This window comes from Vibrio sp. D173a, assembly GCF_030248475.1.
Genome location: NZ_JAHGAH010000136.1, coordinates 1 through 22,486, shown reverse-complemented (window position 1 = coordinate 22,486; position 22,486 = coordinate 1). Strand labels below are relative to the sequence as shown.

Genomic DNA, 22,486 nt, shown 5'->3' with positions numbered 1-22,486 from the left:
AATGATAATATGCAACCTAGCCTCTCAGAAAACACCAAAGCGATGCTAATGCTCACGCATTATTTTAATCGTTCAGATAGAAAGCAATGTAAACCTCTTACAGACAACGGCTTTGGTTATTTAGCTCATTGGATGAACGCAAACGACTATCAGCCACATAGTTTGTTGGATAACGAACGACTAGAATCTTTCTTTGCCGATTTTGCCGATGAAGCGACGCATTTCACTTCAAAAAGTGCGCTTTCTGGCTTTATGAGAGGCTTAGATAAAACCGTTTCTGAGATGACTAGAGAACGATTCGAGTCATTACTGTCACGAGGTATGGCTCTCTCACAAGCGCTAGAAAAATGGCAAAGTGCTGGCATTTGGATTCTAAGCCGAGCGGATAAGGCTTACCCTATTCAGATCAAACGCAATTTAAGAGAAAAAGCACCAGCGATCCTATTCGGAATAGGTAATATTGATTTACTAAATTACAAAGGTATTGGATTTGTTGGTTCTCGTAATTGTGGCAAAAGTGATGAAGCTGCAGCGACTCATTATGTTGATGAGATCAACCGTCACGGATTCCAAGTAGTTTCTGGGGCTGCTAAAGGCATCGACAGCATCGCCATGCACAGATCACTATCGAAGAACAATAAGGCAATCGGTATTCTAGGCGATAGCTTATTCAAAGCATGTGGCGACAGCCAATGGAGAGAATATTTAAGAAATGGGCAACTCCTACTACTCTCTCCTTTTGATCCAGAAGCGAGTTTTGGTCGTGGTGAAAACGCAATGCAACGCAACAAATACATCTATTTCCTTTCCGAGGCAGTGGTTGCGATTTGTTCTGGAGTTGAAGGCGGGACAATCAATGGCGTAAAAGAGAATTTAATTGCTGGCTGGTGCCCACAATTCGTTTCTTATCATGATTCTCCAAACATCGCTGGAAACACAGAAATATTGAACGGTTTTCCAAGCAGTAAGACACGAGTAAAAACGATGGCACAGGCAAAAGCTATAACACCTGAAGAGTCACTAATTTCATTGATTGCCCCAAGTGATAACGTGGCAGAGGTGCAACTAGTGCCCGAAAATGAAATGACAACTGAAGAAGTAACAGCGATACATAACCCCACGGAAGTGCTCGATAGCGTAGATACGTATGCTGACAATAACTTGCAAGTAGCCGCTGAAGTATCCCAAAATGAATTGAATCCAGCTGAAAATCAGACTGGTAACGATCAACTATCCGATCCTGCATTCTCAGGCTCTGAAACACTGGTGTTCTTCTACTATGAGTTGCTTGACCTATTCAAAGCAAAACAAACCAACGATGAAGAGAAAGTAACTTTAACAGAAGCTCAACTCTTAGAAGGGTTATCTGTGTTAGTTAACATTATCGGCAACGCCGCCGTGAAAAAGTTGCTCACACACTTTCAGGATCACGAGCTACTGATTCGTCAAGGACGCGCAAAAAGCTATCAAATCATTGATATAGAAAACAATGATCAAACAGTATAGATACTCTATTCAAACGAAATATAATCATTAAGAGTGATATAATGAACACCAATAAATTAAAAGCTTACGCTCCTAAAGCCCGTTTGGCTTTTATGGAAGCCGTAACAAAGCGTGCTGCATTCCTTGGCTTATACGCAGATCGCATTGCAGAAATGACTATTGACGGCGATAGTGCCGTGATTGAAGGTCGGGTCTTTACTCGTCAGCAAGGTCAACAACGTGCCCAACTCGTTAAACGTATCGAAGCGCTAGGCACGAACAACGGTAAGTTCGTATTAAAAGACGGTTTTAACCAATTCATTAACGAAACTGCTTTTACGTGGTTCAACCGTTTAACCGCTATCCGCTACATGGAAGTCAACGAGTATCTCGATCATGGCTACCGAGTATTGAGCAATGGTGACAACGCACAATTTGGTGAAGGCTTTGAGATTTTAGGCTCAGCGGCAGACGTAGCCAACGACCTAGGCTTAAACAAAGAAAGCATCATTGACATGGTGCTAGATGGCAACAAAGAAGAAGAGCTTTACCGTGCTCTTCTTCTTGGTCAATGCCACCAGCTTAGTGAAGCGATGCCCTTCATGTTTGAAGCACTCGATGACGCAACTGAGCTACTCCTGCCAGATAACCTGACCAAAACCGATTCAATTTTGAAAGATTTGGTTAACGACATCCCAGAAGATAACTGGCAAGAGATTGAGGTCATTGGTTGGCTATACCAGTTCTACACCTCTGAGCATAAAGATGCGGTTATTGGCAAAGTCGTTAAGCGCGAAGACATTCCTGCTGCCACTCAGCTATTTACCCCAAACTGGATTGTTAAGTACCTTGTTCAAAACTCACTGGGTCGTCAATGGCTTGCTACCTACCCTGACTCTGAACTGAAAGAGAAAATGGAATATTACATCACGCCTGCTGAGCAAAGTGATGATGTTATCGAGCAACTAAAAGCCATTACGCCAACCAGCATTGACCCTGAAGAGATCAAAGTGCTCGACCCTGCTTGTGGTTCAGGCCACATCTTGGTTGAAGTCTATCAAGTGCTGCGTGAAATCTACCTAGAACGCGGCTATCGCCAACGTGAAATCCCAGAGCTTATCCTTACCAAGAACATTTATGGTTTGGATATTGATGATCGCGCGGCGCAAATGGCAGCCTTTGCAGTGATGATGAAAGCGCGTGAGGATGACAAACGCATTTTCAACCGTGATATTAAACTGAATATCCACTCCATCCAGTCTACTGAAAACCTTAACATTCACCAGCTATGGGCAGACTTGGATTTAGATGGCAACCAAAAAGCAGGTTCTATGGGAGACTTGTTTGCAGAGCCACAACTCGACATCAGTGAAGTATCAGCAGAGAACAAGGTGTACCTTGATTTGTTGCGTTACCTGAAAGAACAGTTTATTGATGCGAAAAACTTAGGTTCATTGATTGAAGTTGATAGCAAATACCTTGAACCACTGAATGCATTGCAAGCAAAACTAGCTGATAAAGCACAAGGTAGTGAGCTAACGGCAAAAGAAGCAGCGCAAGCACTAATTCCTATTGTGGAACAAGCTATTGTATTGGCTATTAAGTACGATGTAGCGGTAGCAAACCCTCCATATATGGGTTCAAAAGGCATGAATGCTGCTTTGAAGGACTTTGCTAAAAAGTCTTACCCTAACTCTAAGTCTGACCTTTTTGCTATTTTCATGGAGCGTGTTTTTCACTTCTTAAAAGAAGATGGGTGTAACGCTCAGGTCAACATGCAATCTTGGATGTTCCTATCCAGTTTTGAAAAGATGCGCGAATCACTGCTAGATACAAAAACGATTATCACAATGGCTCACCTTGGTGCTCGTGCATTTGGTCAAATTTCTGGTGAAGTCGTGCAAACTACCGCCTGGGTACTAAGCAAACACCATATTAGTAAATTTGTCCCGTCATTTTTCCGTTTAGTGGGAGGAAAAGAGGTAGATAAAAAAAATTCGCTACTTAAGAAAGACTATTTATTTGCATCGACAACACAAAGTGATTTCAAAAAGATTCCAGGAAGTCCTATTGCCTATTGGTTAAACAGAATAATTATAGAAAGCTTCTCAAAAACAGGGGCTTTAGGTGATGACCTTCACGTTAGAGGGGGAATGACTACTGCTGATAACGATAGATTTGTGCGACTTTGGCATGAAGTTAATAATTCAGAACAACATAAAAAAAAGTGGGTTCCTTATAACAAAGGTGGAGAATACAGAAAGTGGTATGGAAACCAAAACTGGGTTGTATTATGGAAAGACGACGGTGCGGAAATTAAAGCCACAGGTCGAGCATCTGTAAGATCAGAAGAACTGTACTTTCATGAAATGATCGGGTGGACTGATATTACAAGCTTTTCGCAACTTGGTGTTCGTTATTACCCTAAGGGTTTTATATTTGACGCAAGTGGACCATCACTTTTCCCTAATGACTCGCGTCAAGCGAAAATTACTTTAGGGTATTTAACTTCAAAGGTTGCCGCGGAGATTGTACATGCTCTGAACCCAACATTGCATGTCCAAGCTGGTAACATAGCTTCACTTCCAAGTGTTAAAAACATTGATGAAAATCAAGTTATTTCACTGGTTGAAAAATTGGTCGAGATATCAAGGGCTGACTGGGACTCTGCTGAAATGTCTTGGAACTTTAAAAGACACCCCATTGTAAACTCTAAAGATGGTTTTTCTTTAAACTCTAAACTTAATGAGTTCCTTAAAGAATCGAGAACAAAGACCACTCTTTCAAAAGAACTGGAAGAAAAAGTTAATGATCTATTCATAGAACATTTCGGCTTGGGCAACGAAATTTTGTCAAGCACACCAATCAATGAAGTCACACTATTATGTAACCCTGCTTATGTATATGGAACAAAACTAACTAAACAAGACCAATCTAACCGTTTTATTTCTGAAACTTCAGCAAGCCTCCTAAGCTATATCATCGGCTGTATAATGGGCCGCTACTCTCTCGATCGCGAAGGCCTAGTCTACGCTAACTCAGGCAACAACGGCTTCAAAGAACTTGTAGCAGAAGGGGCATACAAAACTTTCCCTGCAGACGACGACGGTATCGTGCCTTTAGCAGATGAAGACTGGGTGTTTGAAGATGATGCTACTACCCGCTTCCGTGAATTTGTGAAAACGGTTTGGGGCGGTGAGCACCTACAAGAAAACTTAGATTTTGTGGCTGAAAGCCTGTGCTTGGATGCGATTAAGCCCCTCTCTTCTAAAAAGGGGCAAGGCGAGAAATCTATCGATACCATCCGTCGTTATTTCTCAACACAGTTCTTTAAAGACCATTTAAAGACATACAAGAAACGCCCTATTTACTGGCTATTTAGCTCAGGTAAAGAAAAAGCGTTTGAATGTTTGGTCTATTTGCACCGTTACAATGAAAGTACCCTATCGCGCATGCGTAGCGAATACGTTACGCCGCTCATGGGTAAGCTAGAAAGTCGTAAGAACATTCTTGAAGACTCAAAAGCAACGGCAACGGGCGCAGAACTACGTGCGATTGATAAAGAACTGAAAACCATCGATAAGAAACAAGCAGAGCTTGTTAAGTTCGATGAAGAACTGAAGCACCTTGCTGAAATGAAGATCAGTATCGACCTCGATGATGGCGTTAAGGTAAACTACGGCAAATTTGGTAACTTACTTGCAGACGTGAAAGCCATCCACGGTAAAGCATCTGAGAAAATTACAACCAAATAAACAATTGGTTGCGTCTCTATTGATAATGCACAGCCTTCGGGCTGTGCTTTTTGGTTCTACAGCAACAGTATTCCGCATGAAAAGAACAAGTATTCAACAATTAAAAAAAGACTTTACCGTCTTTCCATTCCCAGGACTTGGAAAAAACGCTTTGGTAAATTTCGAGTTTGAAATCTATGACACCAAACTCAAAAAAGCAAAAGCAACAATAGCTCAAATTCCTGATGTCGTTAAAAATTACAAAAAGATAATTTCAACAGGCAAAGATCATCATGAATCATTTGCGAAGTTAGAAGACTCCCTTGGTTCGTTGAAAAAATCACTTAATGAAATAAAAGTTGTTGTGAGTAGCCAATATAGTGAAAATAAGTTTCAAGGTTTACTTGTTGGTTTATTTGTTACGCTAATTCTGGCTTTGTTCGCTCCTTTCTTAATCATAGGAGTATTTGCGGTATTTTCTTACCTTGCATTTATGGGCGTTGTGTCTTTCATAAAGAAAAGCTTAGATTTGAAAAACACGCTGGGGCATGTTTCAGCGGTATCAGGCAATCGTATCTTCATAAATAACAAAGGCACCGCCAGAGAAGAGCGAACGATTTCTCATGAGCACTGCCATTTAATGCAGTTTAACAACAGTAAATTGGTCAACCTTGTCTACGATACCAATCTTAACTTAGAAAAACTGGTTCTGGACAACTCGCCAACAGATCACGAACGCTACCTTTTTTCAAAAATCGAACTTGAGGTTAGAGTTCATGAATTCATCAGAACGGTTTATTACAAAAATGGCAAAATACCGACATCACGGGATGATTTTTATCATGATGCGTACTCTTTCATCAGAAAAGAATTTGCACCTGATGCCCTTGGCAGCGATCTAATCGCTTGTTCTCATACAATCAGCCTTTCTGCACATGACTATTTGCATAAATTAAATGCAAACCAAATATCAGAAAGTGAACTGTTAAACCTTTGGGGGCAAAAAGAAAAGGAACTAACAGACAAGTATATTTGCGAACTGTTATTTATTTGTTACATAAATCTAATGCGTTATTACGGTTATATCGATTTATCAAAAAAATTAGGTTCTGAAATCATGGGGCCAAATTTATATAACTTCACTTATGAATCAAATTTGTAACACCAGTATGATTGGAATAGGCGAATAAAGCTATCCTGTCGCGATTATTTTTTAGTCTTACACCCATTAACACCTTATAAATTACTTTTAAGAAAAACATGACCACATCAATAATCCAACCTTGTGCAGTAAGGCTCTTCAATACTTACTCTCAACATGCTCGATCATCCAGCCTAGAAAGCCTGCAATACCTTGTCGAAGAGGCGTATAAGCTGCACGAGCGTATGCGCAAGAATACCGCTTGCAAAACAGGACTACTCGACTTAGATGAATTTTTGCTGTTAAAAGCCTTACGTAATTATTCCGTCCATCAAGGAGAGTTTTTAGGCGAAGCGTATTACATCGATACTGAGTTTGCGAAGAGCATGCAACTGGAGCTGCTGCGTGTTTGCTTAGTAAAAAGGTCTACTGTCAATCTCGCTATCAACCACGAGCCAACACTAGAACACGGTGAAGAAAATAAAATCAACCGCATCCGTGGTCAACTGGTCGATTTTGGGGACTTTTTCAACCTTGAACCTGTTATCTTCAACTTCATGGTAAAAGTTTACGAAAAGCTAAAAGCCATGAACCTTGCTATCCCTGGTCAAGGCTATGCTGATATTGATCAGGCGTACCTACGTGAAAAGCACTTCAACTATCCTCACTATTTATCATTGCACCCTTCTAATTGCGATGCAGAGGAGATCAATCAACACTTGGTCCCTCTGAATAAATCGACGACTCTAGATCGAAGTGGGTTACCTGCTCCTGACCAAGACCCTTTCCATCAGTTTTCAACTCTTGAACTAAATTATCAAGCTCTCAGCCCTATAGACTACGAGGGCGATGATTATGAAGCTATTCATCAGTCTCTAACTCATCAAATTCAGGAGAAACCTGATAGTTTACTCATCGCTAAGGCATTACCAACCCACCAAGGTATGGCCATCATCGCTTCTGAAAATAGTATTGATGTAACATGCTTTAACATCACAGCCCAAAAAGAGCTATTTGAGAACCATAATATTAAGTTAGACCCGTTCTTCTATCAGCCATCTATCAATGAACTGCTAGCATTGTTTATCCATAACAATAAGATTTTCCCTGTCATTCTGCATAAGTCAGACTTTATCACTACCCCGAAATCTATGGCGATGCCGAGCAAAACGGAATGGGATGAGCTAGTCGCGTCGATTAAAATACCAGCCAGTTCGCATAAAGTAGGCAGAAACGAGCCATGCCCTTGCGGTTCTGGTAAAAAATATAAAAAATGTTGTGCGTAATGCGATAAGAAATAATAAATACGAATTAACTTCAGTTGGTAACTATGAAAGCAACAGAAAATAGATTATTCAAATTTTTACAAAAGTCAGCTCAATTTATAATTCCAATTTACCAGCGTCAGTACAGCTGGACTCAAGATCAATGTGAGCAATTATGGAAAGATATCGTTCGAGCTGGAACTACTGACCTAGAGGCTCATTTCATTGGCTCAGTAGTTTACGTGGAACGTGGCTTATACAGTCATAGCGATGTGCCTCAACTACTCGTTATTGACGGGCAACAGAGACTAACCTCTACAACCCTATTAATCGCTGCGTTAGTTTCAGAACTAAATGTACGTAGCGCAGAAAACACATCCGTTATTGAAGGTACGAATGCTAAAAAACTGGCAAAGTATTACCTTTGTAATGATGCCGAAGAAGGCGACCTTTATTACAAGCTTCTACTGACTAAAGCTGATGACAAAGAGCTAAGGGCCATCATCGATGGTGAAGTCACGCACGACGATGATGCAGCATCTCGTGTTATTCAAAATTACCAATTCTTTAAAGAAAAGTTAGGTCGCCTAAGTAACGATCAAGTATCAGAAATTTACCTTGGCCTTCAAAAGTTACTTATCGTAGATATCGCTTTAGATCGCGAGAGAGACAATCCCCAGCTTATATTTGAAAGCCTCAATTCCACAGGCTTGGATTTGAGCCAAGCAGATCTCATCCGTAATTTCGTACTCATGGGACTTGAGCCAAAGCAACAAAACGCCCTTTATGAACGATACTGGTTCCCAATGGAAAGCGACTTTGGAAACGGTGAGTACAGTTGGTTGTTTAATCAGTTCATGCGTGACTATTTGACGCTTAAAACTAACAAGCCGCCAAGAATCAATGATGTTTATGAAGCATTCAAGAAATACGTCAGCGGCTCGCATCTTGATATCGAAGATGTCGTGGCCGATGTGCGCAAACATGCCCAGTTCTATATCGCTTTTTCTTTAGAGAAGGAAAAAGAACAAAAGTTGCTTGAAGCCTTTCAGGATCTAAACTCGTATAAAGTTGATGTATCTTATCCTTTAATACTAGAGCTGTATCATGATTACGATAGCCAGATTCTAACGCTCGATGAATTTATTGAGTGCGTACGCCTAATTGAGAGCTATGTGTTCCGACGCTATGTATGCGACATTCCAACTAATTCGCTTAACAAAACATTTGCGAGTTTCGCTCGTTCCATTCGTAAATCAAGCTATTTGGAAAGCTTTAAGGCTGAGCTAGTCAGTTTAACCTCTTATCGTCGTTTCCCATCAGATTCTGAGCTAAATCGCTGCCTACAACACAAAGACATGTACAATGTTCGCAGCAGAGCCTATTGGCTGCGTCGTTTAGAGAACTATGATAAGAAAGAGCGCGTAAGTGTTGAAAATTACACTATTGAGCACGTATTACCTCAGAACAAAAACCTGTCTTCTCAATGGCAACTAGCGCTAGGTGATGATTGGCAATCAATTCAAGAAGAGTACGTTCATACTATTGGTAATCTCACGTTAACAGGTTACAACTCTGAACTTAGTGACCGATTCTTTACTGAGAAGCGAGATATGGAAGGCGGTTTCGCAAGCAGCCCCCTGGCCCTTAACCAAAGCTTAAGAAGCCATGAAACTTGGAACAAAGATTCAATTCAAGCTCGCTCTAAGTTACTCGCGGATAAAATGCAGACGGTATGGCGTTACCCGAACTTAAGTGCAGAGATTTTAGAGAAATACCAAGCTCAACCAACCGAGAAAGCCGCTTATACAATTTCAGATCATCCATATATCTCAGTTGGGTCTTCAAAAGAACTATTCCAAGTATTTAGCCAGAAAGTCATGTCGCTCGATGAAAATGTGAAACAAGAATTTTTGAAGCTCTACGTCGCTTTCAAACTGGATACCAACTTTGTCGATGTTGTCCCTCAAGCTTCTGGCCTAAGGCTATCTCTCAACTGTAAATTCACTGAAATTCATGATCCAAAGAAGCTATGCCGTGATGTGACTAACCTTGGCCGTTGGGGGAATGGAGACGTTGAATACAAAATCACTGAATTATCAGATATCCCCTACGCTATTCAACTAATCCAGCAAGTCATTGATATGCAGGTTGAGGGTTAAGAGCGACTAGTTTTGAGCAAGCACTGCGCTTGCTCTTACTAAAACAACAAAGAGTGACCATTATGCACAAAACTCTCCCCTTCATAGGCTGGATAGCATCATTAGGGCTATCTACTACGGCTCTCGCAAGTGTTCAGCCCCCAGTATGCCAAGTACTTACGCAAGAGTTAAACACGATTTATTCAAGTGCGCTGTCTGACAACTATTCTCTAAGAATGGCAAGCGATGTGAGCCTCCAAGATGATAATCAACTGACAGTAAAGCCACCATTTGTTCGAGATGATTTTGTTTGGACTAGTTGGTCTCTAAGTTCTGCTAAATTGACGTCACCGAAATCCTTGTATTTCGAACCAAGCGATAAATCAAACAACCAAGATTTACAGCTCCACATAAGTGGGTTTGAATGGTGGCGCGGTCTTACTTACCAATATCTGACAGAAGATAAAAAAGCACTCCAGGGTAATTTTCATAATGCAGGGCCATTTGGGTGGTTTAATGGTTCATTTTGGAACATCTTTCTTTTCCAGGGTCAACCTTATGTCATGGCAACTTCGGGGCTATATAGACCCATTTCAGTGTATTCAATAGAAAACAGTAGGGGTCAAGAAGTCTGCCAAGTAGAGCCACCGATATCTGTAGATGTTAGAAAAGAAAACCTCGACTTAGCTTATCTTCATGCTCTGCAATATTTTATGACTAACATCGACGGCAACTTTGGGAGTATGGGAAGTCGCTACTACTCCTATACTCATGATTTGATGCTGGATGTCATCTATCGCCCAACGGTTCATACAGAGAAAGCTGACAGCGCTAAAACGTTGGATAGCTTAGCATATCTGGCTCAAAGTGATGCTTGGTCGGCAAGAGAGCTTGGGGCTGCGAAGAACATAGCATCTATTAATCGCTCATACTTAGAAGGTTACTTCACTGATATCTCTAATCAGCTAGATGCCAATAACCTCGCATCGCTGGTCTTGGAGCAAATTTACGCTGATTATGACCGAAAACAGCTTGATGAACATGGCCGTAATCAGTTAAAGCAACTAAAAAGCGCCCTTTCAGACAATGATACCGAATCCATTTTGAAAAGCTGCCAAGAGAATATTAATAGTGAGTCATTCGATTACTATCATGATAACCAAAGATATATGACCGATTGCCTCTCTCTAGCACTGGATAAGTCAACGGTGCTTGAAGATTTGGTAGCACAATGTGCAGAGCCTAACCCGAAATGTGCGCTATCTGAGGTAAATAACTTTGGTAAAAACCTCCTAATGTACGCCGCACATATGAACAACCCGAACGCAGTATCATTTCTGCTTAACAACGTTGATATGATCAATACAACAACCATAGATACCACTCGCTTGGATTTTCCGCTTGCAGAGAACCTGACTACTCATGGCAGAACACCTCTGATGTATGCCGCTGAGAATGCGAACCAAAGAACAATCCAATTACTACTTGATGCAGGCGCTAACCCTAAACTGAAAGACAGTAAAGGCAATGACTATTTTAGCTACATGGATAAGAATTGGCGCTTCAACTCAAGTAAGGCTCGCACTTATCTCTCTCAGTCGGGGCCGAGCTTCAATTGCGAGTTAGCAGCAAGTGCCATAGAGAAAGCCATTTGCTCTGATGCCATGTTATCTGAATACGATAGAGAGCTGAGTTACTTGTACCATGAAGCATATGCTGAATCTTCTAACTCTAATGCTCTAAAGGCTGACCAGAGAAAATGGTTAAAGAACATCGACCAATCATGCATGCCCAAATCTAATATTTTCGAATGCTTATCCCGTGAATACCGCGAACGCATTAGAGCTTTTGAGTTCATTGTTTACTCTCCCTCTTTGAAGCCTAATGGTGCTTAGTACCAAAAGTTACTTGAAAGATAACAGTGAAATTAGCCACCAAGTGACTGATATCAAAGTATACAATATGCAACTAGGTAAACTAGCTGCACAACAAGATTGAGGAATTTTTAATTGAGTAGTGAAGCCGTATTGTCTCACATTGAATCACAAGATTCTTTAGCAGGCGTAAATACTATTTTGACCGACTGCATGGCAAATCAATCTATTCAAGGTGTCATTAAAGGCGATAACCTTCACCGAGTACTTGATGTGGTCATTGATTTTGCTACTGAAGATACTGACCCTCTAAGTCCACTGCGATTAAAAGCAGCAGCTTCGCTTGGCCGACTTGCTGCTGTCGCTCGCAGTCGTCAAAATGAAGTTTATCAGTACCTATCTCAACTGTTTAATGATGAGCCTTGTGACTTTGATATGTTAACAGATGGGGACGAGAAACATTATGCGGCGCAATCTATAAGCCACATTCAAGACTCTTGGGTCGTAGACTACTGTTTAAGGCAAGCAGTTCTCGCTGATACCGCAGAAAATGCTCGCAGAACACTGATTCAGAATGCTTTGGTTGGCAGCGGAAACCTCAGCGACCTGCTTCTACTTGGAAAAGAATCATTTACTTATCTATCCATTATCGAGTCAGCCGAGACTCGCATGAGGCGTGCCCGTCGAATAACAAGAGCTTGGAATGAAATAATAAGAGATTGGAATGGTGATGTGGGTAGCAATGTAGGTAAGTCTCTTGCTGGATGGCTTCACTCCATTCTTATGCACTCTGCCCCTTCAGTTGAATCAACGGTAATGATTGATATCGTAGACGATGCTCTCGCGATTCTAATACGCACTATTGAGCTAAGGTTTTCAAATGCCTTGCTAGCCGACACGTATCAAGTACTAGAGGTATCTAGGAATGTACTGAGTAGTAGTCTTTGGGGGGAAGTCAATCGAGATTCAGAGTTCTTACCTAGAGTTAAAACTAATTTGAAAGAAGCAGCCCTTGTTCTCGCTCGTCAAAATCGAACAGACAACAACATAATGAAGCAATTATCCAAAGCATATTACTCAAAAGCTCAAGTTATCCCCGCTCTCAAGCGACATTTTGATGACAGCCAAGAGCTAGATCCGCAAGTCAAAGAGTGGTGGCTAAACGGAGGTAAACAAGTTGCCTCAACAAAAGAGCCTGTTCACACTCTTGGAAATTCAGAAGACCAGCAGATCGGCTCACTGCTTATTCAGGTGGAAACGAGTCAAAACACCATGGAGAAGCTCGAGCGGGCCGTTGTTCCTTTCTTAGAAATTTCTGATCCTCCATTAGCATCTACAGTAAAGAAAGCATCAAGCGGCTTTGGTGATATGTCTAGAATAGCTCGGCAACTTGCTCGTATGAGAAAATTGACCCATACAGACAATCTAGGGCAAGTCCTTGAGTACAACCCTATGCAGCACGAAATGCTTGGTGGTCACAAATACGGAGTTCGCAAAGTTCGTGTGGTCAGAGACGGCATTCAAAAAGAATTTGGTGGAAAGATAAAAACACTGGTTAAACCATGGGTTGAGGCGGTAGAAGATCAAGATGATGAATAACCTAGAATCACAAATTTTACTCCAAAACCTACTGGAGAGATTTAAGCCTGCACAAGGCGGTGGGTATGTTCTACCTGGTGAACTGACGGAACGAGAATTTCGTGCATTAACACATGCATTAGAGCACTTAAAGCCGAAGGCTGAACTTCCACTGGATATAGATGAAGGTGAAGGTGCGGTGTCCATTGATGTAGCAGTTTCTGTAGAAAAAAGAGAAGAAACCATCAACTCAGAACCAGAACCTGTCACGCATAAATTAACGCCAGAAAGCGATACAAAAATTGACAACCCCGAATCCGCTCATGAAGAGACAAAACCCTCAATTAACTATACCCCAATAAATATGAGTTCTATGTCCCTTCCATTACCAAAGAATAATGTTCGCGTCTGTTTAGATTTTGGTACTGCAATGTCTAAAGCTACTCTGATTTCTGAAGAAAATGGTGACGATTCGATCGAAGATATCGAAGTCATCTCACTTGGAATTCCTGGGGATCAAGAAGAAATAAGCGAGAATATGCTTGTCTCATCGGTCTTCATTGATGACTTAGGCAAAATTTGGTTCGGGCAAGCCGCTGTCCACATGTCGCATATTCAGCCTCCAGAAGCTCATAGGCAGCGACTTGATAACATTAAGCGATATCTTTCTGAAGAAGGGCTATCCACAACGGTGGGGCAACAGTTCAACCCAACAGATTCAGATATAACTTATGAAGATATGGTTTTAGCTTATCTCAGCTACTTCACTTGGACAATGAACCAAGCAACTGCATTACGAGGGATTGAGAAAAATGTACTACGCCGCTTTGCGATGCCCTGCTTCGATAGAATGAAGCATGTCCAAGTTGTTAACAAGCTAAAACAACTATTAGGAGAAGCCCAAGTCCTTGCTGATACGTTTGACTCTCAATTTGCGTCTGGGATTGTTCTGAGTGACTTCCTCAATGCTATTCAACAAATCAGAAAGAAAAACTTAAAGTTTAATTTTATTCGTGAAGATGTTACTGAGCCTCTTGGTGTGGCTGGTTCATTGATTTCATGGGAAGAGAACGTTAATTCATTGGTTATGGTGATTGATATTGGTGCAGGCACTAGTGACTTTAGTCTTTATCGCATGAGATATGATGAAAAGTCGAAAAAAAGTGCGGCTCTAGAAATTAAAGACTCCAATCGAGGCATAACAGAAGCAGGCAACCACCTAGATAAACTCCTCCAAGGAGTCATCCTTAGTAAAGCAAACATACGCCGAGATAACCCTATTTATCTGAATACGTTTGGGGCGTTGAATCTACATTTAAGGGATTACAAAGAAGCTCTTTTTAGGGACGGATTTATCTCCGCAACACTCTTCAACGGGGATGTTGTCGAAATAACCCTTGATGAGTTCATGGTTTTACCTCAAGTTAGGTCTTTTTCAGATTCACTCAAAAATTGTATGCAAGAGATCTTGAACAACATCTCTCCAAGTTTTGTACACGCTGCTCCCAACAACGCTCTTGCTGTCGCCTTGACTGGCGGTGGTGCTCAATTGCCAATGGTTAAAGTACTGGCAAATGGAACTATTTCAGCTCATGGAAGAACACTGAAGTTAGTACAAACACAAGAATTTCCTCGATGGCTAGCCGCTGAGTACCCAGAATTAGAGCAAGATTACTCACGTATTGCTGTATCTCTAGGCGGAGCGAGAAAAAACATTCTCCAAGCATCTGGGCCAGCGAGTATCACATGTGATCCTGTAGGAGAATATGCACTCGAAACATATTGAGAAAACGACTTATTAGGAACAAGACCCTTAAGCATCATCAATCATATAACATTGGGCACACTAGAGTTGTGCCTAATAAGATCAACTTCAGTACAAGGCTTTAATACGATATCAAATGAGTAATACGTACAAACAAGATAAAGACTTAGAACTTCTGCGTTACGCAAATAACGATATGTTAGGCGTTTTAGTTAAATACCTCACCACAGACAAAGATGGAAAAGCTCGTTACACAGAAACGTTAACAGGAGACAAGCAGTTCCAAGCTGCAAAAGGTGATTACCAACAAGTGTGGCAGCAAATCGCTGGTGAACTACAGCATTTTGGCGGTGATACCCTGGTTAACTTATTCCGCCGTTCAGGGGTTAACTACAAGGAAATACTAGTTGATGTTTGTAAGAAGCTTGGCATCAAAACAGACTACAAAGCCGAAGCGGTTGATATTGAGCAGGCTCTTCTAGCAAAGTTATTTGCAGATTCTTGGGAAAACATGACCAAATCCCAACGAGTTGAATTGCAAAAGGAACTCAAGATAGACACCTCTTTAGCGAGTAATGCTGCTCTAACATCAATAATCGCTGCAATTCGCATAGGAGGAAATATGTCCTACAGAGTTTCTATGCTTTTAGCCGATGGTGTCGCCACAACAATATTGGGTAGGGGGCTCATTACGGCAGGAGGCGCAACGTTCGGACGTACTATCGGTGTTTTGGCTGGCCCTATAGGCATCGCAATTACTGTACTTTTAACCGTACCAGCTATTAGCGGCCCTGCATTTAGGGTTACATTACCTGCGGTCATACAAGTAGCCGCAATGCGCCAACAAATGTTGAATGAAGAGGAGCTTATTTTCTAATGGATACCATTTTTACTTTTGATTGGCTAAAAGTTAAACCAGAGGTGCTTGAAGGCATTCAAAATGGAGCTATCACACTTCGTGATGGTGTTGCTTACTGGGCAGAAGGGACAGGGAAAGCAGGTATTGCACAGCATATGCCTTTAAAACAAGTGCCGTTTGATCCAGACAAGCTCAACGATATAAGTAAGCTAGTTCAAGCTTCACAAACCACTCAATTGGCTGCTATTGGTTTATCTACAACCATAATTGTGGGGGCTATCGTTGTACAAACCATGTATCTAGCAAAGAAAATAGACAAACTCCAAGAAACAATGGATCTAATTTCTTCAGAAATTAAAGTTCAAAATATGTTGTTTTATATGGAAAAACTATCTAAGTACTTTGGAGCTGTCGAGGCGGCGCGAGTGCTCCTATTAGATAAATCGTTGGTTTCGGAAACTCAAGACATCGCTGCGAACCTCATTTCTCAACTTTCAATTGAAAGAAACGAGGTTCTTTCGTTAGTTGATAACCTTATTTCGTTTGCTGATCAGGTCACTGATACTCACCTAGAACAGATGCTTGATTTTATTACCATGGTGCTTGATATTATGCCTAAAGCCATATATCTGGAAAGCCAGCTTTGTGACCGCTACGGAAAGTTCAATTTATCCGAGCATTTGATGCGAGAAAACGCTAAACGCTACAATATCACTCTTCAACACTATCGAGACTGGTGCATCGCGAAAAAAAGAGCGACGATCCGTGGAGGCGCAGCTCCTGTGGCCGAAGTCTTCCACGATAAAAAAGACGAGTTAAAAGCTCTTTTTGAATCTAGCAACAACAACGCCCTACTCCAACAACTTGTCAGTCCGTCTTTGGAGCTAGCCAAGTAATGTAACAATTTGATGCTTGTTCGGCCGTTTTTACACCTCGTCGTTCAGGCATCGAAATAGAGTCTCACAACCTTCAGTACACAGCGATTTTTACATCGTAAAGTGGTAAACTCCCACACAGTTAGCACTTTTTCACAGCCAACACTCAGGCGACGCAAAACAACAATGAATATTGACCAAATCACTAGTGGGCTATTAGCCAAATTTGAAAAAAGCAGACTTGTCTTTTGGCAGGATACTGATAATGAGTTCAACGACCATATCGGGTCGCTTTCTCTGGATTCATCATACAAAAATACAGAAATCATTCATTTAGACACTCTGTCACACCTCGAAGTTAAATACCGTGTTGAACTGCTAGAACCAGAGACGGCTTTTCTGCTTTATAGCAATAAAGCACCGAACGAACCAACACGTGACTGGTTATATGACATTCGCCTATATGCGCAAGAATTCTATGCCGACAATAGTTCAATGATCCTGAACGACATTGGCATGAACATGGAATTTCGCCCTGTTATTGCCAAATTTAAACGTTTCTTTAAGAGCCAACAGCGCGTTACACGACTTAAGAAATTACTTCCTAAGTCCGCTACAGAGCGTGAACTTGAGCTAGCGCTTATCGCTGCAAGCCTAAAACTAGAAACGCCAACATTTGCCAATATTCTCCAAGTATTGCTGGCGCAACTCGCTAACGATTTTGAGTCTAGATCACTACTCGCTGAACTAGATAAATACAATTTAACCTCCTCTTTTTGGACGATTGTTTATGAAGAGTTCGGATATATTGTTGAAACCAGCAAGGACGAAAAACGCCAACCATCTTTGCAAGAACTTGCGACAAAGCTGTTGTTCACAGAGTGCTTCCAAGCACTGCTCAATAGTGGGTGTTCATCCGATGACAGGGTATTGGAGAGTTTTACCCCTCACCTACTACCGATGCTCACTTCTGAACAAGTTGAAGCGGGATACAGTATTGACCGTATCGGTATGAATTCCGCACGCCGTGCTCATGTTGTCAGCTTTATCGTACAGCTTCGCGAGAGCCGTACCTATCAAGGTAGCTACAACACCATTGCTGCCCAGATTGAAGCAGACTTCGAAATCCACAATAAGCTGTCTCAAATCACTCAGCCTGAAAAACTTATGTATGTCGAAACATTTGAGTTTGCCGATAAACAGCTGGCTATCCTTCTTGCCAAAAACATTAACATCATAGAACAGCAAGAGATTAGTACCATTACTTCACACCGATTGACTACTCATTGGTGCCAGAAACAACCTAGTTTTGACGGAACAAAATATTCTTGTGTATACAAAGCCTTGAGGGCAGCTAAGCAACTCCTTGTCCTAAGAAACAAATACATCGACGGATTTGAATTCGATTCGGCAAGAGCAATATATCGAGCTTACGAGGCTGAGTTATTCCTCTTTGATTCTGCATATCGAGTATTTTGTGAAAACGCTAATCAGGTTTCTCACCACGGATCTGATATCTTGAAAAAAACACAACTTGTGGCAGATATCGAAGCGCTTTATGTGGACTGGTATTTACATGACCTCGCTATTGCATGGGGTAAGCATGTCGATAATGAAAACCTACTCGATAAGTGGAAGTTTGACGGCATCATTAACCAATATAATTTCTACAACCACGAAGTCGAGCGTATCTTCCAGTCAAAACAAGTGAAACGTGTTTTCGTCATCATCAGTGACGCTCTTCGTTACGAAGTCGCGCATGACATCCACGAGCAAATCAACAAAGAGAAGCGTTTTAAATCGACGATTAAATCACAGTTAGGCATTGTTCCAAGCTATACGCAACTTGGTATGGCATCTTTACTTCCTCATCAAGAGTTAACGGCACACATTAGCAAGGACGTAACCTTTAAAGCTGACGGCTTGAGTACCCATGGTCTTGAAAAACGCAACGCTATTCTTGAGAAGTACCATGGCATTGCGGTGAAATCATCGGATGTATTGAACTGGACAAATGAGGAAGGTCGAAAGGCGATTGCAGATACTCGCATCGTGTATATTTACCATGACCAAATTGATGCTATTGGTGATAAAGCAGCAACTGAAAACCAAACATTTGAAGCGTGTGCTGATGGCATTAAGCAAATTAAGTTGTTGGTAGAACGTATTATCAATAAGCTCAATGGCAATCGTATTCTGGTCACCGCTGATCATGGATTTTTGTTTAAATCAAGCGATGTCGTCGACTCCGATAAAACGGCTTTATCCGTTAAGCCTCAAGGCTCTGTCGAAGGCAAAAAACGTTACTTGATTGGGCAACAATTGCCTAGAGATGATTTTTACTGGACAGGAAACATGACGGTTACTGCTAATTTATCGTCAAACAGTGACCAAGCCGAGTTCATGATCCCTCGAGGCTCCAACCGATTCAACTTTGTTGGCGGTGCGAAGTTCATTCACGGTGGCATAATGCCACAAGAGATTTGTGTACCTGTTCTTCGTATCGAACATTTAAAAACGGCGAAACAAAAAACTACGGCGAAACAAAAAGTGGGAGTTGTGCCTCTAAGTAACCCGATTCGCCTTGTGACGCTGACCGAAAAAATTGAATTCCTACAAACCAATGCGGTAGGCAATGATTTCAAAGAACGTAACTTAAGCATTTGGATTGAAGATCCTGAAGGCACTATCGTGTCGAATAAAGCACAAGTGCTATTTGATTCAGAATCCAGCAATTCTGATGACAGAAAACGTAATGCTATTCTTTCTCTCAATGGCACTGGTTTTGACCGCACTACCAGCTACAAATTGGTTATGTTGGATACCGAGAATAATGATCGCTTTGCAAGTCATTCCGTCACGATAGACTTAGCGATTCAAGATGACTTCGACGACCTTTTTTAACGGATACTAATGATGATTAACGATAATATTGCTCAGGAAATTAAAGAGATACGAGATATCGATCTCGACGATCTCATGACATCTGAATTTAAAGGCCGCGTTGTCCGTAAAGATTTAACTAAACAGTTAAAAGAAGGTGCGAACGTTCCTGTTTATGTTCTGGAATACCTACTTGGTATGTACTGTTCAGCAACCGATGATGATTTGATTCAAGCTGGTATGGAACGAGTTAAGAAAATTCTCACTGACAATTACGTAAGACCTGATGAAGCTGAAAAAGTAAAATCGATGATCCGTGAGCGTGGCACACACAAGGTTATCGACAAGATTTCGGTTAAGCTCAATCAGAAAAAAGACGTGTATGAAGCAAGCTTATCAAACCTCGGCATCAAGGATGCCGTAATACCTGCCAGTATGGTCAAAGAGAATGAGAAACTACTTACTGGTGGTATCTGGTGTATTGTGACGTTGAGTTACTTCTTTGAAGAGGGGCAAAAAACTTCACCATTTTCTGTTCTTGGACTTAAGGCTATCCAAATGCCATCCATGAACATGGATGAGGTGTTTAATGCTCGACGTAACTTTACGATGGATCAATGGCTCGATTTGCTACTTCGCTCTATAGGTATGGAGCCAGCTAACTTAGAACAACGAGCCAAGTGGCATATTCTCGCTCGAATGATCCCATTTGTAGAAAACAACTACAACGTGTGTGAACTTGGCCCACGTGGTACAGGTAAATCACACGTATATAAAGAATGTTCTCCAAACTCCCTTCTGGTTTCTGGTGGCCAAACAACAGTAGCCAACCTTTTCTACAATATGTCTAGCCGTCAGGTTGGACTTGTTGGCATGTGGGATATCGTTGCTTTTGATGAAGTCGCTGGGATACGTTTTAAAGACAAAGATGGCGTGCAGATCATGAAAGACTACATGGCATCAGGCTCTTTCAGTCGTGGACGTGACTCTATCGAAGCGAAAGCTTCAATGGTTTTCGTGGGTAACATTGACCAAAGCGTAGAGACATTGGTAAAAACCAGCCACCTACTTGCGCCTTTCCCTGCGGAAATGATTGATTCAGCATTCTTTGATCGTTTCCATGCCTACATTCCTGGCTGGGAAATACCTAAAATGCGCCCAGAATTCTTCACTAATCGCTTTGGTCTGATCACCGATTATCTTGCTGAATACATGCGTGAAATGCGCAAACATGCGTTTGCAGATGCGATTGATAAATTCTTCAAACTGGGAAACAATTTAAACCAGCGTGATGTCATAGCCGTTCGTCGCACCACATCAGGCTTACTCAAGCTTTTAGTTCCACACGGTGAGTATTCCAAAGAAGATGTTCGAACGTGTTTGACTTATGCTCTTGAAGTTCGTCGCCGTGTTAAGGAGCAGTTGAAAAAAATTGGTGGGATGGAGTTCTTTGACGTTAACTTTTCTTATATTGATAACGAAAGCCTAGAAGAGTTCTTTGTCAACGTCCCTGAGCAAGGTGGATCCCAGATCATTCCACCTGGATTGCCAAATGCGGGTGTTGTTCATTTCGTTAGCCATGGTACTGCTGGAAAGCTAGGTGTATTCCGTATTGAAACCCAAAAAACAGCAGGCAATGGCAAGTTAACGACTTCTGGCTTAGGCTCAGATTCTGAAGCAAAAGAACAGGTGAAAGTAGGATTTGAATATTTCAAAGGTAACTTGTCACGCATTGCTGCAAACAACCAGTACTCTGATCACGAGTTCCATTTACACTTTGTCGATCTACAGATGTCTGGCAACTCACATAGTTCTAGCCTCGCATCATTGATCGCAAACTGCTCTACTCTTCTTGGGAAACCAATGCAGGAATCAATGGTTGTGCTTGGCTCTATGACATTAGGTGGAGTACTAAATCCTGTTCAGGATTTAGCTGGTTCTATGCAGGTGGCTTTAGAGGCTGGTGCTACCAAGATCCTTATCCCGATGACATCAGCTACAGATATTCCTACGGTGCCAGCGGAGACATTTACGAAGTTCCAAGTGAGCTTCTATAGTGATCCCATCGACGCAGTGTATAAAGCTCTTGGGGTTAGTTAAGCTAACCTACAAAAAGAAGCGATCATTTTGATCGCTTCTGTATCTCATCTAATTAACTTAGCGAAATATATCAATCGTACTCACAATCAACCATTTTCTTATACATCTGTAGTGCGAAATTCCCATCATTCCAAAATAGCTGACGTCCGTTAATTTCACTACACTCCTCTACATATTCGTCGTATTCTTCTTCGCTATCAAACACTTTGGTACGATTGATCATGAGATCGCCGTTTGCTTCAGAGTCGATTGCTACGAGCACAAACTTATCTCCACTGACTTAAAAATCGACAATCAACCTGAATGGTTACCATGATTGGTATCGCAAAAAATATAGACTCTAACACGGAAACAACAGATTGAAGTCACAACCACGATTAACATAGGTACGATACACATTGGCACCGTCACTATGGAAAACACGATAAAAACCTTCTGCCATAATAAACAGTATGGCTAAAGCCATACTGTTATATTTACTATTTGAAATCGAAGTGAATACTTACCCAATAGCGTACTACTAGTGCGATGCCTGTTATTGTTTTCCAATAAAGTCAGAGAAATCACGTACACGGCTTTTTAGTGGATGAGCTTTTTTTGCGTTTATATCATCGACAACACAAAGGCCATACTTAGTTTGGGTGCTGAATTGGGACGATAAACAACGAACTTCGATATTGATTACTCGCTGCTCATTTTTCTGTTGTAATGTCAATACGGACGAAGATTGGTCATAGTTCACAAAATCATAAGACATGATCATTAATCCCATCCCCACAAAGAAGT

At 41.4% G+C, this 22,486-nt stretch carries 13 protein-coding genes and 1 pseudogene; 12 read left to right on the top strand and 2 right to left on the bottom strand.

Translation table 11 applies throughout. From position 1 onward, the window contains the following. The first annotated feature begins 9 nt into the window (after positions 1 to 9). The 12 genes from KIV40_RS14970 (at position 10) to brxL (ending at position 21,700) form a co-directional block, all read left to right on the top strand. On the top strand, positions 10 to 1,506 hold the full coding sequence (locus tag KIV40_RS14970) for a DNA-processing protein DprA (protein ID WP_285349968.1): 1,497 nt from the start codon (positions 10 to 12) through the stop codon (positions 1,504 to 1,506). Positions 1,507 to 1,547: 41 nt separating this feature from the next. Beyond that, positions 1,548 to 5,240, top strand: a complete 3,693-nt coding sequence (gene pglX, locus KIV40_RS14965) for a BREX-1 system adenine-specific DNA-methyltransferase PglX (protein WP_285349966.1) — start codon at positions 1,548 to 1,550, stop codon at positions 5,238 to 5,240. Between the two features lie 76 nt (positions 5,241 to 5,316). Beyond that, on the top strand, positions 5,317 to 6,381 hold the full coding sequence (locus KIV40_RS14960) for a hypothetical protein (protein WP_285349965.1): 1,065 nt from the start codon (positions 5,317 to 5,319) through the stop codon (positions 6,379 to 6,381). 98 nt (positions 6,382 to 6,479) lie between these two features. After that, entirely contained in the window at positions 6,480 to 7,646 is a 1,167-nt protein-coding gene (locus KIV40_RS14955) for a YecA family protein (RefSeq protein WP_285349963.1), read from the top strand. Between the two features lie 44 nt (positions 7,647 to 7,690). Beyond that, a complete protein-coding gene (locus KIV40_RS14950) occupies positions 7,691 to 9,787 on the top strand; it encodes a DUF262 and DUF1524 domain-containing protein (RefSeq protein WP_285349961.1) in 2,097 nt (698 codons plus the stop codon). A gap of 29 nt (positions 9,788 to 9,816) precedes the next feature. Continuing rightward, positions 9,817 to 11,661: an ankyrin repeat domain-containing protein gene (locus tag KIV40_RS14945; protein ID WP_285349960.1), complete on the top strand. Its 1,845-nt coding sequence runs from the start codon at positions 9,817 to 9,819 to the stop codon at positions 11,659 to 11,661. 114 nt (positions 11,662 to 11,775) lie between these two features. Next, positions 11,776 to 13,239 (top strand): hypothetical protein, encoded by a 1,464-nt coding sequence (locus KIV40_RS14940; RefSeq protein WP_285349959.1) that lies wholly within the window; start codon positions 11,776 to 11,778, stop codon positions 13,237 to 13,239. Then, positions 13,229 to 15,004, top strand: coding sequence for a hypothetical protein (locus KIV40_RS14935; protein WP_285349958.1), 1,776 nt, complete (start codon positions 13,229 to 13,231; stop codon positions 15,002 to 15,004). Before KIV40_RS14940 ends, KIV40_RS14935 begins: the two co-directional genes overlap by 11 nt. A gap of 115 nt (positions 15,005 to 15,119) precedes the next feature. Further along, on the top strand, positions 15,120 to 15,860 hold the full coding sequence (locus KIV40_RS14930) for a DUF3944 domain-containing protein (RefSeq protein ID WP_104040820.1): 741 nt from the start codon (positions 15,120 to 15,122) through the stop codon (positions 15,858 to 15,860). Then, positions 15,860 to 16,738, top strand: coding sequence for a hypothetical protein (locus KIV40_RS14925; protein ID WP_285349955.1), 879 nt, complete (start codon positions 15,860 to 15,862; stop codon positions 16,736 to 16,738). Before KIV40_RS14930 ends, KIV40_RS14925 begins: the two co-directional genes overlap by 1 nt. Before the next feature lie 165 nt (positions 16,739 to 16,903). Further along, positions 16,904 to 19,621 (top strand): BREX-1 system phosphatase PglZ type A, encoded by a 2,718-nt coding sequence (gene pglZ, locus KIV40_RS14920; RefSeq protein WP_285349953.1) that lies wholly within the window; start codon positions 16,904 to 16,906, stop codon positions 19,619 to 19,621. Positions 19,622 to 19,660: 39 nt separating this feature from the next. Beyond that, positions 19,661 to 21,700 (top strand): protease Lon-related BREX system protein BrxL, encoded by a 2,040-nt coding sequence (brxL, locus tag KIV40_RS14915; protein WP_285350015.1) that lies wholly within the window; start codon positions 19,661 to 19,663, stop codon positions 21,698 to 21,700. A 70-nt stretch (positions 21,701 to 21,770) separates the two neighbouring features. On the opposite strand, the gene KIV40_RS14910 is transcribed toward brxL, so the two are convergent. Further along, positions 21,771 to 21,962: a hypothetical protein gene (locus tag KIV40_RS14910; protein ID WP_285349951.1), complete on the bottom strand. Its 192-nt coding sequence runs from the start codon at positions 21,960 to 21,962 to the stop codon at positions 21,771 to 21,773. A gap of 273 nt (positions 21,963 to 22,235) precedes the next feature. Continuing rightward, positions 22,236 to 22,486: pseudogene (locus tag KIV40_RS14905) on the bottom strand (hypothetical protein); the annotation flags it as partial.